Source organism: Sphingomonas sp. UV9 (assembly GCF_004101245.1).
Lineage (GTDB): Bacteria > Pseudomonadota > Alphaproteobacteria > Sphingomonadales > Sphingomonadaceae > Sphingomonas.
Map to the genome: position 1 here is coordinate 1,010,849 of NZ_SCIN01000001.1, position 12,372 is coordinate 1,023,220.

At 62.5% G+C, this 12,372-nt stretch carries 13 protein-coding genes and 2 tRNA genes; 11 read left to right on the forward strand and 4 right to left on the reverse strand.

All coding sequences use genetic code 11. The features are described from left to right. Positions 1-5: 5 nt before the first annotated feature. On the reverse strand, positions 6-569 hold the full coding sequence (locus tag EQZ23_RS04365; RefSeq protein WP_128453187.1) for a heme NO-binding domain-containing protein: 564 nt from the start codon (positions 567-569) through the stop codon (positions 6-8). A 334-nt stretch (positions 570-903) separates the two neighbouring features. Here EQZ23_RS04365 and EQZ23_RS04370 point away from each other — a divergent pair, with 334 nt between their 5' ends. From EQZ23_RS04370 to EQZ23_RS04395, 7 genes are read left to right on the forward strand one after another with little or no spacing between them, the layout of a single operon-like run. Continuing rightward, the gene (locus EQZ23_RS04370) at positions 904-1,221 is read left to right on the forward strand and encodes a hypothetical protein (protein ID WP_128453188.1); all 318 of its coding nucleotides are present in this window, start codon (positions 904-906) and stop codon (positions 1,219-1,221) included. A 4-nt stretch (positions 1,222-1,225) separates the two neighbouring features. Then, complete coding sequence (locus tag EQZ23_RS04375; protein WP_240663348.1) at positions 1,226-2,107, forward strand: CsgG/HfaB family protein; 882 nt, start codon at positions 1,226-1,228, stop codon at positions 2,105-2,107. Beyond that, the gene (locus tag EQZ23_RS04380) at positions 2,104-3,129 is read left to right on the forward strand and encodes a hypothetical protein (RefSeq protein ID WP_128453190.1); all 1,026 of its coding nucleotides are present in this window, start codon (positions 2,104-2,106) and stop codon (positions 3,127-3,129) included. Before EQZ23_RS04375 ends, EQZ23_RS04380 begins: the two co-directional genes overlap by 4 nt. Positions 3,130-3,188: 59 nt before the next feature. Beyond that, positions 3,189-3,569 carry a response regulator gene (locus EQZ23_RS04385; protein ID WP_164913377.1) on the forward strand — a complete coding sequence of 127 codons (381 nt, stop codon included), beginning with the start codon at positions 3,189-3,191 and terminating at the stop codon, positions 3,567-3,569. After that, on the forward strand, positions 3,553-4,323 hold the full coding sequence (locus tag EQZ23_RS04390) for a YaiO family outer membrane beta-barrel protein (RefSeq protein WP_128453192.1): 771 nt from the start codon (positions 3,553-3,555) through the stop codon (positions 4,321-4,323). The genes EQZ23_RS04385 and EQZ23_RS04390 overlap by 17 nt, the downstream gene beginning before the upstream one ends. A gap of 14 nt (positions 4,324-4,337) precedes the next feature. After that, the gene (locus EQZ23_RS20170) at positions 4,338-4,682 is read left to right on the forward strand and encodes a hypothetical protein (RefSeq protein WP_240663219.1); all 345 of its coding nucleotides are present in this window, start codon (positions 4,338-4,340) and stop codon (positions 4,680-4,682) included. Next, complete coding sequence (locus EQZ23_RS04395) at positions 4,679-6,073, forward strand: glycosyltransferase family 2 protein (RefSeq protein WP_240663350.1); 1,395 nt, start codon at positions 4,679-4,681, stop codon at positions 6,071-6,073. The genes EQZ23_RS20170 and EQZ23_RS04395 overlap by 4 nt, the downstream gene beginning before the upstream one ends. 186 nt (positions 6,074-6,259) lie before the next feature. On the opposite strand, the gene EQZ23_RS04400 is transcribed toward EQZ23_RS04395, so the two are convergent. From EQZ23_RS04400 to EQZ23_RS04415, 3 genes are all read right to left on the reverse strand, one after another. Next, positions 6,260-8,059 carry a sensor domain-containing diguanylate cyclase gene (locus EQZ23_RS04400; protein WP_128453194.1) on the reverse strand — a complete coding sequence of 600 codons (1,800 nt, stop codon included), beginning with the start codon at positions 8,057-8,059 and terminating at the stop codon, positions 6,260-6,262. Positions 8,060-8,530: 471 nt separating this feature from the next. Beyond that, positions 8,531-8,604, reverse strand: a tRNA-Gly gene (locus EQZ23_RS04410). A gap of 113 nt (positions 8,605-8,717) precedes the next feature. After that, positions 8,718-9,224 carry a helix-turn-helix domain-containing protein gene (locus EQZ23_RS04415; protein ID WP_128453195.1) on the reverse strand — a complete coding sequence of 169 codons (507 nt, stop codon included), beginning with the start codon at positions 9,222-9,224 and terminating at the stop codon, positions 8,718-8,720. A gap of 41 nt (positions 9,225-9,265) precedes the next feature. On the opposite strand from EQZ23_RS04415, the gene EQZ23_RS04420 reads away from it, so the two are divergent. The 4 genes from EQZ23_RS04420 (at position 9,266) to EQZ23_RS04435 (ending at position 12,056) form a co-directional block, all read left to right on the forward strand. Next, on the forward strand, positions 9,266-10,375 hold the full coding sequence (locus EQZ23_RS04420) for a branched-chain amino acid aminotransferase (protein WP_128453196.1): 1,110 nt from the start codon (positions 9,266-9,268) through the stop codon (positions 10,373-10,375). A 52-nt stretch (positions 10,376-10,427) separates the two neighbouring features. Then, positions 10,428-10,502, forward strand: a tRNA-Gln gene (locus EQZ23_RS04425). Between the two features lie 552 nt (positions 10,503-11,054). Continuing rightward, a complete protein-coding gene (locus EQZ23_RS04430; protein WP_128453197.1) occupies positions 11,055-11,276 on the forward strand; it encodes a hypothetical protein in 222 nt (73 codons plus the stop codon). A 471-nt stretch (positions 11,277-11,747) separates the two neighbouring features. After that, positions 11,748-12,056, forward strand: coding sequence for a metalloregulator ArsR/SmtB family transcription factor (locus EQZ23_RS04435; RefSeq protein WP_240663222.1), 309 nt, complete (start codon positions 11,748-11,750; stop codon positions 12,054-12,056). The last annotated feature ends 316 nt before the right edge of the window (positions 12,057-12,372 follow it).

Sequence of the window (12,372 nt, forward strand, 5' to 3'; positions counted from 1 at the left end):
GCGGCCTATTCTTTCAGATCGACTCCGAACTCGGCGAAGAAGTCCGTATGCGGTCGTACATCGATACGCTCGATGCGGTAAAGCCCGGCACAGCCGAACAAGTCGATCGTTGCTTCCAGCATCCCGCGACAGAACGCGGCCATGGGGCGCTTGGATTCATAGCGCAGGACGAGTCGACGGCTCCCCTGGCGTGCCGCGACCTGCACCATCGGGGGATTGGCGTCGCGGTAGAGCTTGCGGACATCCTGATGGATGACACCGTGCACCTGTTCGAGAAAATCGAACGGGTGCGTGGTCAGCGGGATCGCGCGTCCCGCCACGAGCAAGGGAAGCGCATACCGGCCGAATTGGCGGCTGAGCGCGTCGCCTTCCATATGCATCGCCGCTGCGAAGGCTTGACGCAATTGTTCGAACTCAGCGAAGGAATACATGCCGATCGCCGTGTAGGCGCCGCGCGATGGAAGGTTCAGGCGTGCGATCTCGCGTTCGACCGCCTCTTCGCCCAGTTCGCGCTGCCCGAATTCGATCAGATGAACGAACAGGGCGCCCTTCATGTTGTCAATATCCATGCGAACAGCATCACCTGTCCGTCGGGACGATTCAATCTGTCCGTCTGGTCAGGTGGGGCGGCGCAAGCCTGTCCATATGGTCAGGTAGCAGCCGCACGCGATTGCCAGAGGGAATAAGTCTGTCGTCGCCGTGCGGGTCGCCCCGCACGTCAACGCGCTGCCGAGATGCCCCGCTTTGTAATGCGCTCGGCGTGATCGTATTACCGACATAACTAGCATAACGGTCATACTCCTATGACCTTTTGTACTATTCGTGGTGACCGACCGGAGAATATACGGCAGCAGAAACTTGGCTCAGGATGCACTCATCAGATCGAAACGATGTGAGGGTGACATGATTGGTCTTCTTCTTTTACAAGTTGCTGCATCAGGGGTCGTCGGCGACCGCCTGCCCAGCGCGCCGATGGATTTTCAGCGGGACGCCAATTTCAACCGCGTGGTCATCACCGGCTCGGCATCGGATCGCGGACGCAGCTTCAATACCGCCGCGCGGAACGGCGGGCCGGCCGCAGACCGCGCCACCGCGATCGCCAACATGATCAACGTCACCGTGTATGGCAGCAACAACACCGTTGTTGTCCAGGCGCGCCAGCTGAACACCGGGACACAGCAGGCGATCGTCGGTGTCAGCCCGTCCGCGCTGGGACAATGACGTGATGAACATCACGGTCAAACGGCTTCGCGCCATCGCCCTTCTAGCCACCAGCGCATCGCTCGCCGCGTGTTCCACCTTGGAGGCCCCGCCCCCGCGTTACGTAACCCCGCTCAGCGGGGCGCAGGTGATCGATGATGACACCGCGTATTCGCCAATCCTGCGCTGCCTGGCTGCGACCGCCGCCAATGCGGTCCGTCCGCGGATCGCGGTGGGAGAGGTCGCCGATTATACCGGGCGGCTCGACGGGCTGAACGGCACGGTCGCGACGCAGGGCGCAGCGCTGATGGTGATGTCGGCGGTGTCCAAAGCCGGTTTCCCGCTGGCCGAACGGCTCGACCTGCGGATCGCGCGCCAGGAACTCGAATATGCCAACAGCAAGCTGCTGGGGCCCGATGGCAAGCCGACCGACGCCTATCGCCGGATCTTCTCCGGGTCGATCGCGGAAGCCGACATGATCGTTCTGGGTGGGATCACCGAGCTGGACTTCAACATCCAGAACGATGTCGCTGAAATCTCGGTCGGCCCGGTCGGTGGCGGCGCCCGTTCCTACGTCATGTCTGTCGGCGTCGATCTTCGCCTGATCGATGCGCGCAGCTTGCGGGTGATCAAGGTGATCAGCCTGCAAAAGCAGATCCGCGGCCGCGAACTGCGCGCCGGAATTTTTGAATTTATCGGCAAGACAACCCTGGATCTCGGCGTCGGCAGACGCCGCCAGGAGCCGGTCCACGGAGCAATCCGGGCGATCATCGAAAAAGCGGTGATCGACCTGATCGCGGGGCAACGCGGGGCCAATGCGCCCGACTGTCCCACCACCGTCCCGATGGTGACCTACACCGTCGGGTCCCGCCCACAACAAGTCGCTTCAACAGGAGAGAAGAAATGAAGAAGTTCAATTTGCTGGCTTCGGTTTGCGTCATCTTGCTCACGGCAACCCCCGCGATGGCACAGGTCCTTCCCGTCAGTCCGCCGCCGCTCCTCGAACTCAACGTCGATCTGTCGACCGGCCAGGCGCTGGGCGATCTTTCGGTCCTCGACGCGATCGTCACTGTCGGTGGTCCCGGGCTGCTCGACGTCTATCTCGGCCTGCTTGACGGGGCGACCGGGGGCGGGAACACCGCGCTGCTCGATCCGTCGATCCTGGCGGCATTGAACACCGTCGGCGGTCCCAGCCTGGTCAGTTCGTTCCAGTCGCTGATCGGCTCGACGGCGCGCAATGTCGATTATGTCAACGGGCAGATCAACGATGCGAACCAGGCCGCTACCGCGAACGTCGCAGCGTCCACGACGACGACGCTCACCGCCACGGCCGCCGCGATCGGCAACAGCTACTCGATGGACGCGGCGGCCAGAGCGGTTGCCGATCTGACGCAGGGCAATACGGGGACCGGCACGAGCACCCTGAACAGCGTGCTGACCACCGTGAATACCGCCACGCAGACCGCAGCCTCGATCGGCAACTCGGCCTCGTTCACGTCGCCCGCATCGGTGCTGGATCTGTCGATCGACCAGAACAACAGCGGTATCCAGACCGCGACGCTGGTCAGCCTGGGGACGGCGGTTTCCGATGCAACGATGACCGCCGCCGCGATCGGCAACTCGCTTTCCGTCGAAATGCCCGGCGGGAGCATGATTGCCGCGGCACAGCGCAACTCCGGTACGATGACGGCGGACCTGACGGGTACGCTCACCACCGCGGTCGACTATGCGGGAACCGCCGCCGCGATCGGCAACTCCTACTCGCTCACCAGCCTGAATAGCGGGCTTGCGGGTAATGTCGGCAGCTCGGTCAACCAGTGGAACACGGCGGGCCAGATCGCGAAGATCGGTTCCACGCTCGCCACCACGACCGCGGCCGCCGTAACCGCAGCCGCAATCGGCAACAGCGTGAGCATCAACGTTCAATGATGCGGTTCCCCACACCGCGCCGATGCGCGGTGTGGGGACTGTTTCCCAGGGGACAAGTCATGAGCATAATTCATATCGCTGAGAATGACCCCTTGCTGAGCGCCGTACTGTGTCAGCGGCTCGGCGCGCACGGGCACACCATCGTCATGACGCCCGATGGTGATTCCTGCGTGCGCGCGATGCAGTGGGCACGCCCCGATCTCGTCATTGCAGACGCGCGGCTACCCGACATGACGTCGATGGAGTTGCTCGAGACGCTTCACGCGAGTGGCTTTGGACGACTCCCCAAGATCATGCTGTTCCAGTCGGGCGCGGTCCGCGACCGGGTCAGGATTGCCCGGACCGGCTTGGCTGCCTGTATTTCCAAGCCGGTGAACCTAGAGGCGCTGCTCAAACAAGTGCTCCGCAGCCTGGACGTGAGCCATGCGGCGGCAGCTTGACCCCGGTCGCTGGCTGACGGCCATGTTGGTCGCCACCTGCGCGACGCCCGTAACGGCACAGACGCCTCCAGAGTGGCAGGCCGATCTCGACGCGGGCGTATCGGTACTCCCGGGGCGCGATACGAGCTGGTCCGACTTCGTGCTGTCGCTCGGCCGGGTCGGTCCGGACAGTGCCACCGCCGCATGGGTCCAGCGCGCGCGCCGGTTCGGCTCCAGCGAATATCTGATTGGCGCTCGGCACGAGCATATCGGCGATGCGCTCGCCTGGTATGGCGGCGCCGCGGTCGGCACCGACAACCGGTTCCTGCCGGACTGGCGTATCGACGCCGGGGTTTCGCAGCGGGTTCGCCGTAACGAGAGGCGCAGCGATGCGATCCGTCTCGGCGCAACCATCGCGCGCTATGACAGCGGGACGTTCGTCACGCTGACGCCCGGCGCGGTGCGGTACTTCGCCGTGCGTAATGCCTTTGTCGGGATCGACGCGATCGCGGTGGTCGCGCCCGACGCGCGATGGCGCTTCGGCGCGCGCGGCCAGGCCGGAATCGACCTCAATCACCGCCTGTCTGCCCGCGCATGGCTCGGCATCGCCCCCGAAACAGAACGGGGCCGAACCGATATCGTGAAAAGTGCCGCGCTGGGCGTGGTGGTCGCTGCCACGCAGCGCCGCAATTTCCGCCTGACACTCGCTGGCGAAAACCGCGCACGCGGCCCGGACCGCGTCACGGTCTCGATCGGCGTGACGCAAAAATTCTAGCAAGGGGAGATATCATGATTGCGAGCACGCTACTGTGGAGCTGGGCGGTTGTCCTGACCCTGCTCGGGCTGGCGTTCGTGGCAGCCTCGATCCTTGGTCGCCGGATCGGCGATGCCCGTCGCCGGGATGCCGCCGATCTCGCCGCGGTCCGCATCGGCGTGCTGATCGACGGGCTGGCCGATGCGACGAAGCTTCCTCCGCGGCCGGCGCCAAAGGAGCGCCCCGCATGGATAGTCGCGGTCCGCGACCTTGGTGGGGTGATCGACGGCCCCGATCGCGACCGCCTCGACCATATCGTCACGCGCTGGATGGGCAAACCACAGCGCAGCACCCACTCCCGGGAAGGAGCGCAATCATGACCGAAACAACCATCATTTTCTGGGCGGAGACCGTTGCCTGGGCCGTCTTGATCAGCGGGGTTGTGCACGGCCTACTCTATGGCTTGCTGCTGATCGTGGCTGCAACCGGCTTCTTCCAGCGGACCAGCGAGCGTGATTCGATCCGGCTCGTGCGCCAGCAGGATCCCGATCTACCCACCGTCTCGATCATCGCGCCTGCGTTCAACGAGGTGCACACGGTCGTCGATTCGGTCCGCGCACTGCTGCGGCAGAACTATCGCGATTACGACGTGATCGTGGTGAATGACGGATCGACCGACGCCACGCTCGAGACCTTGCTCGGCGCGTTCGAACTCAGTCGCCGCATCGACCACACCCCGGCGCATCCCGCGATCCGTGCCGTGTATGTCTCGGACGTTTACGGCCTTACCGTCATCGACAAAACAAACGGAGGAAAGGGTGATGCGCTCAACGCGGGACTCTCGGTCGCGACCAGCACGTTATTCTGTGCCATCGATGTCGACTCGGTGCTTGAACCCGACGCGCTGCTGCGCGCGGTGCAGCCGTTTCGGGACGATGCGCGGACCGTGGCGGTGGCCGGAACCGTCCGCGTCGGCAATGGCTGCCCAATGCGCAAAGGGCATGTCCTTCATGCAGAACTGCCGAGCACGCTCCTGCCGCTGATCCAGACGGTCGAATATCTGCGTGCCTTCCTGATCGCACGGTATGCCTGGAGCCGGCTCGGTGCGCTGATGATCGTTTCGGGCGCCTTCGGACTGTTCGACCGCGAGCGCGTGCTCGCCGCGGGCGGCTACCGTACCGATACGGTCGGCGAGGATGCGGAGCTGATCGTCCGGCTTCACCGCATCGGCGCTGACGAAAAGCAGCCCGCGCTCATTCGGTTCGTGCCGGAGCCGGTGTGCTGGACGCAGGTGCCGACGCGGCTTCGGGATCTGGGGACGCAACGCCGCCGCTGGCAACGCGGCGCGCTGGAAACGATCAGCCTTCATGGTGGCATGATCGTCAAGGCGCGTTACGGGAATGCGGGCTGGCTTGGCTTGGGATCGATGGCGCTGATCGACGTCATCGGCCCTGCACTGGAGGTCGCCGGCTATGTCGCGGCCTTTGTCCTGGCCGTGCTGGGGGCCATTTCATGGAGCATCTTTTTCGCGCTCTTCGCCGTCGTATCGTCCTTCGGCTTTCTGCTCAGCGCGGCAGCGATTGCGCTGGAAGAAGTCGAGATTCGTCGCTTCAGTGACCGCTCCGCCTCGCTCCAATTGCTTGGCGCCGCGTTCATCGAGAATTTTGGATATCGCCAGATCAGCAACTTCTGGCGTCTTCATGGCTGCTGGGATCACATCCGCCGGCACCGCGGATGGGGACAGATGACACGCGCGCCATTTGCCACGTGACCGTCGATCCGAAATTTACCTTTGGCGGCTTTTAAGCAAAATGCGACCCGGAAGCTAAGATTAACTCTACGACAAATCTTTTCATTTCATTCACCGCTAGCAGGTGAAATCCATTAGAATGGAGATCAAGAATATGAGCCAAGCTGCGCGGGCAGCGATACTCGACCGCAACCTCTGAAACCAAAGTCAGGCGGCGAGACGCGACATGTTGCGGCCTGAGTTCTTTGCGGCATACAGCGCCTGATCTGCGCGTTTGAGAAGCGTCTCGGTCGACTCGTCGCACAAAAGTTCGGCGACACCGACGCTGATCGTGACGCGAGGAATGCTGCTCTCGCACTCGATCCTCAGGCGTATGCGCTCGGCGACCATCATTGCGGTCTGCGCAGTCGCATCCGGCAGAACGATCACGAACTCCTCGCCGCCAAAGCGCCCTGCGGTATCTCCGGTGCGCAACTCACCGGCCGCATCGACTGCGATCCGCTTCAATACCTCGTCGCCCGCCTGATGGCCGTAGGTATCGTTTATCCGCTTGAAGTGATCGACGTCGAACATGGCGATCGATACGGGCTGCTTAGTCTGCCGCGACGCCAGTACCGCCTGATCGAGTGCGAAGGTGGTGCGCCGCCGATTGGCGATGCCGGTCAGTAGATCGGTTTCCGCCAAGATCGTCGCTTCGCGCGCTGCCGCCTCGGCGCGTACGCGTGCGCCCTGGATCGCCGCCTCGTGCGCGACCTGCGTCGTGACATCCTGGATGATGCCGAACAGACCGATCGACTCGTCTTCCCCGACGCAATCGATCTCGCCCTTAGAAAAAACGTGCCGCACTTCACCGTCAGGCCGTACGAGACGCGCGGTGAACTCGAAACCATGGCGTTGTTCGATCGCGCGTTCGATAAGAGCGGCTACCCTGTCCTGGTCATCGGGATGATAGGCATCGATGGCTGCGTCTACCGACAGGGGCACATCGCCGTCGCGGCCGTGTATGCGGAACACTTGCTCAGACCATGTCACGGTCTGTGCCGCGATATTGAGGCGCCAGTGACCGACATTGGCGGCGCTTTCGGCGAGTTGGAGAAGCCGCATTTTTGTGGCGAGACGATCGAGCAGCTGTTGGCGGGCAGCGAGCAACGTGGCGACAGGCAGCGCTGCTGCGAACAGCGCCAACAGGTAGAATTGCATGAACAGGCTACGGGCGATCGGCCCCGATCGGATAAGCGACTGGGGCCCCACCCCAACAATTATCGCGATTGAACTAACGATGGCGACAATCAGAACGCCGCCTGCGGCCCCGAGCGGCCCCAAGCGGAACGCAGCGATGAGAACAGCGAGCATGGGCATGAAAAGGAGCGGATAGCTGGATTGCGAAAATGTCACGCCGGCCACGATCCCGACGATGGCGAAGACACCCATTGCCCCTGCAGCGGCACGCAGCCCAACGCCGAGGCCATTGCGGTAAAGCGCCCGGCCGACGATCATGATCATCGGTGTCACGACAAGAAGCCCGAGCAGATCGGTCGAGAACCAGGAAAGCCACACGTCGATCGACGCGATCGGAGCCATGATCGTGGCCATCGTGGCGCTCAGCATCGTTGCGAGGGTGGCCGCCATGCAGAAGCAGGTCAGCCCGCGTGGATTGACGAAGGAAACCCTGCACTTGCCACGGGTGCGCACTAACCAGGCTGCAAATGCGGACTCCGTCATGTTCGCGACCGTAAATCCGATCGAAACCACGACTGCATTTCCGGAGCCAAGATTTGCGGCAAAGCTCGCCATTGCAGCAGTGGCGAGAAACCACCCTGCGCGCTGCGGCGGCACGACCAGCAATGCGGCAAATAGTATGCCGCTTGCTGGCCAGAGCATAGCGATGCCATCCTGCCCGCGAGTGAGAAAAAGCGATACGACGGCCGCTATATAATAAGCGATCCCCATTCCTACCGGTGGCAGTGCCAAGCGCACGAGATGGGTTACGGTTTGGGACCGGATCATTGGCAAAGTTTAGTCCCCAATGGTTAATGGGACTTCCGCTCTGCGGATATTCTGCGCCTTTTGGCGAAAGCCGGGGGCACGACCCAACTGCGGTCCTCGCCACCTGTCTTCTCGAAAGCGACAGGTTCCCTTTCCGCTTCGTTGACGCCGTTCAGTGGTCAGATCGATGGTAAACTCGGTTTCAATCCCACTGCACGACAAACAGGTCAGACCGTCCGAGAACTCCGGGATGGCCATGCTATTAGGCGAGCGCTGTCAGGCTGAACTCGGCATTGACGTTGGCGAGACCGCGCATGAGGAACGCACCCTGGCTCATCCACTGTTTGATTGATCCCAACGGGTGCTCGCCCGTCTCGCGTCGCCTGTCGAGAATATCGGGCCGCGCGACAAGTCCGTGAGCCGGACAGCGCAAAAAATACCGCAGATTTCTGCAGTTTACAAAGCTCTGGAGAATGTCCTGAGATCGGAAAATGGAGCGGGTGAAGGGAATCGAACCCTCGTCACTTGCTTGGGAAGCAAAAGCTCTACCATTGAGCTACACCCGCGAATGGCGATCTACGCCGATCGGTCCGGTGCGTGCACCGGCTCTCGATGGTCGGCCGAGTGCCACAGTCCTTGCGGCGACGTCAACGCAAAACCGCCCCGCCTGCCGGACTGGTTAGCCGCGCAACCCGATCACCTGCGACCGCTCGCTCTCGGGCACGAGTCCCTCCAGCACGGCCCAGAAGCCCGACACCGCGCTCTGCCCTGCGCTCGCATACGCCGCAGCCATCTGGATCCGCGCCGCCTCGAACAGTTCGCGCTCCATCTTCGAGCCTTCCGCGGTCAAGCGCAGCAGGCGTTGTCGACGATCGCGTTCGCCTGGCCGGGTCTCGACCAGCTTGCGATCGGCCAGCTCGTTCAGCACGCGGCCGAGCGACTGCTTGGTGATCGCCAGCAACGACAGGAGTTCGCTGACCGTCATGTCGGGCTTTCGCGCGATGAAATACAGCGCGCGGTGGTGCGCGCGCCCCAGTCCCTCCTCGGCAAGCCCCTGATCGATCGATCGGGTCAGGTGGCTATAGCCGAAATACAGCAGCTCCATGCCGCGGCGGAGTTCGGGTTCCCGAAGGAACAGGGGTGAAGCAGAAGACGCTGTGGCAGGCATGTTGACCGGTTTAGACATCGCCCGTAGTCGTCGGCAACCCGCCACGAGAGAGATTTTCGATGTCCGCTCCAGCTTTTACGTCGTCTTCCGCCTTTCGGCACGAGCCGAACGCGACTCCGGTCGAGGCGAACGAGCGGGCTAAACGGCTGATCGATCCCGGATTCGGGCGCGTCTTCACCGATCACATGGCGATGATCCGCTATAGCGACACGGAGGGCTGGCATGATGCGCGCATCACCGCTCGCGCGCCGCTGACGATCGATCCGGCATCGTCGGTGCTGCATTATGCGCAGGAGATCTTCGAGGGGATGAAGGCCTATCGACTCGCCGACGGCGGCACCGCGCTGTTCCGCCCCGAGGCGAATGCGCGCCGCTTCCAGGATTCGGCACGGCGTCTCGCTATGCCCGAACTGCCGACCGATCTGTTCCTCGAATCGGTCGAGCGCCTCGTCAAGACCGATGCGAACTGGATTCCGGAGAGCGATGGCGGTGCGTTGTACCTGCGCCCCTTCATGTTCGCATCCGAAGTGTTTCTCGGCGTGAAGCCATCGGCCGAGTATCTCTACATGGTGCTCGCTTCGTCGGTCGGTGCGTATTTCAAGGGCGGCGCCCCGACCGTGTCGATCTGGGTAAGCCAGCAATACACGCGCGCCGCACAGGGCGGCACCGGCGCGGCCAAGTGCGGCGGCAACTACGCCGCCAGCCTGCTCGCCCAGTCCGAGGCGATCCGCAACGGCTGCGACCAGGTCGTCTTCCTCGATGCGGCCGAGCGCCGCTGGGTCGAGGAACTCGGCGGCATGAACATCTTCTTCGTGTTCGACGACGGCAGTATGACGACGCCAGCGCTGACCGGTACGATCCTGCCCGGCATCACGAGAGACTCGATCCTGACGCTCGCGCGGGCGCAGGGCATCGAGGTCCGCGAGGAGGGCTACACCATCGACCAGTGGCGCGCCGACGCGGCGAGCGGACGGCTGGTCGAGGCGTTCGCGTGCGGCACCGCGGCGGTCGTGACGCCGATCGGCACGGTGGCGAGCCCCGAGGGCCGCTTCACGATCGGTACGGGTGGCCCGGGCCAAGTGACGATGCGGATGCGCGATGCGCTCGTCTCGATCCAGCGCGGGACCGCGCCCGACGAGAACAACTGGCTGCGCCATCTCGTAGATTGACGTCCGCAAGGGCTTTTCACGCGCCGCCGCCCCGCTATAAGACCGCCTCTGTTGGGGCGTCGCCAAGTGGTAAGGCAGCGGCTTTTGATGCCGCCATGCGCAGGTTCGAACCCTGCCGCCCCAGCCAACAGACGTGATCTCAGGTCATGAACCGCGGAAATCCGTGTGTCTTGCGGTCGAAAGGCTTAGCTGGGCTGGCGCGGTCACAGGTCGCTATATCAAGTGACTGTGGTGAGTGCTCATACCGGATGTCCAGAACGTGTTCCGCCGCGACGGTGCCTGTTGGTGGCGTCGGACCTTAAGTTGGCTGGATGGCAACTCCCGACCTATAACTATCGCGCTAAGCCTGGGGACAAAGGACTTGGCCGTCGCGCGCCACGCTGGCGGCGACGATGACGGCGCAGGGCGAGGTTGTGCGGATGGGATTGTATGAGCGCGTGGCTCCTGAAGGGTTGACGGCAGAACTGCGAGACGCCGTTCTGCGGACCGAGATGCGGGCCTGTCGTGATGCTCTACGACATCTAAGACCGCGTGGCAGTTCGATCCAACGCTGGCCAAGATCACCGATGTCGAAACCGATCTTCAGATCTACGAGGCAATCTGGACCGCTTTCGCAAAGACCGGTGTCATCGATGGCAAGCCGAGCGTAGCCTATTGAGTGAGCACCTGGCGGGCCTGAGTGGCGATCAGCAGGTCGCTGTTCATTCCAGCAGAGCCGTCGATCAGCTTCGCAGCGCTCGGACGTCTGGTCATCGCGCGCAGTCACGAGATCGCGGCTGCGCAGGCCAATGCCGACCGGCGCGAGGGAATCCGCGCGCGCGCCGAAGCGTTGCGCGCGATCCTGAAACTGGCAATCGATTCCCACGTTGTCTGGATCGACACCGACGATCATGATGCGTGACCTGATTGCGGCACGTGGCGTCCGTGTATCAGGTACACTGATCACGACGCAAAGCCCGGATTCGAGCTATCAGTCCGCACTGTCGGCACCCGCTACGACAACGCATTAGCTGAGACGACCAATGGCCTGACGAAGCCAAGGCAGGCAACAGGCTGGGGCGCGACCGCAGCTTTGAAGCGTCCAACAAAGTTGCGGCGGAATCGGTATCCTAATTCATATGCGCAGAGGTATTTTCAAGCAGTCAATATCCCGCCCGCTACAGCCCAGGACAGCTACTATGCTGTGGAGGAAGGAATCGAGGTAGCATCTTGAATAGCCCTCCCTCACGTTTCAATCGGTCGTGTGCGTCTGTCCAGTGCGATCAGCACGGCAGCTCGAGACAAGCCATGAAACTCCCCCATTGACAAAGCATTAGAGATACCTAATTTAGATGTCTCTAATGGATAGGTTGAGCCGATGCCGAAAGCTGCCATGGACCTTGCAACCTTCGAAGCGAAGGCGAGCGAGGTATCGAACCTGCTCAAGGCAATGAGTAACGAGCGTCGCTTGATGGTTTTGTGCAAGCTCGTCGACCACGGCGAGATGAGCGTGAGCGGTCTTGCCCGCGAGGTTGCCCTATCGCAATCAGCGCTATCCCAACACTTGGCCAAAATGCGCGACGAGGGCCTCGTCGACTTTCGCCGCGATGGACAGACGCTGTGGTATCGGATCGCTGATCCCCGGACCGAGGCACTGCTTGGTACTCTTTACCAGCTTTACTGCCAAAGTCCTGAAGCATGACACCGATCCGTGGCGCGTCCGACTTGGCAGATACGGCATGCCGTCATCATGCGACCAGCAGGCTGACGATCTCCGGATCAGGCCGTCAGTCGCAACTACGTGTTTCCCGAACCTACGGTCCCGTTCGGTAATCGACTAGAACACCTGACGAACAGCGTTGCTAAACCGCGGCCCGAATACTGGTTGGTAACCTCAGGGTTGCGCGGATCGCCAATGAGGCTTGCGAAAACAATCTTCGCCATCACCGAACCAGCAATGTGTTCGGCCGATTTACCCCACACTGACCTCAGTCGGCCCAGGTCGACTTGGAGCTTAC

What these genes read in the sequence shown, in the direction of transcription:
- EQZ23_RS04365 (WP_128453187.1), bottom strand. Translation starts at nt 569, where the DNA reads ATGGATATTGACAACATGAAGGGCGCCCTGTTCGTTCATCTGATCGAA.
- EQZ23_RS04370 (WP_128453188.1), top strand. Translation starts at nt 904, where the DNA reads ATGATTGGTCTTCTTCTTTTACAAGTTGCTGCATCAGGGGTCGTCGGC.
- EQZ23_RS04375 (WP_240663348.1), top strand. Translation starts at nt 1,226, where the DNA reads ATGAACATCACGGTCAAACGGCTTCGCGCCATCGCCCTTCTAGCCACC.
- EQZ23_RS04380 (WP_128453190.1), top strand. Translation starts at nt 2,104, where the DNA reads ATGAAGAAGTTCAATTTGCTGGCTTCGGTTTGCGTCATCTTGCTCACG.
- EQZ23_RS04385 (WP_164913377.1), top strand. Translation starts at nt 3,189, where the DNA reads ATGAGCATAATTCATATCGCTGAGAATGACCCCTTGCTGAGCGCCGTA.
- EQZ23_RS04390 (WP_128453192.1), top strand. Translation starts at nt 3,553, where the DNA reads ATGCGGCGGCAGCTTGACCCCGGTCGCTGGCTGACGGCCATGTTGGTC.
- EQZ23_RS20170 (WP_240663219.1), top strand. Translation starts at nt 4,338, where the DNA reads ATGATTGCGAGCACGCTACTGTGGAGCTGGGCGGTTGTCCTGACCCTG.
- EQZ23_RS04395 (WP_240663350.1), top strand. Translation starts at nt 4,679, where the DNA reads ATGACCGAAACAACCATCATTTTCTGGGCGGAGACCGTTGCCTGGGCC.
- EQZ23_RS04400 (WP_128453194.1), bottom strand. Translation starts at nt 8,059, where the DNA reads ATGATCCGGTCCCAAACCGTAACCCATCTCGTGCGCTTGGCACTGCCA.
- EQZ23_RS04415 (WP_128453195.1), bottom strand. Translation starts at nt 9,224, where the DNA reads ATGTCTAAACCGGTCAACATGCCTGCCACAGCGTCTTCTGCTTCACCC.
- EQZ23_RS04420 (WP_128453196.1), top strand. Translation starts at nt 9,266, where the DNA reads ATGTCCGCTCCAGCTTTTACGTCGTCTTCCGCCTTTCGGCACGAGCCG.
- EQZ23_RS04435 (WP_240663222.1), top strand. Translation starts at nt 11,748, where the DNA reads ATGGACCTTGCAACCTTCGAAGCGAAGGCGAGCGAGGTATCGAACCTG.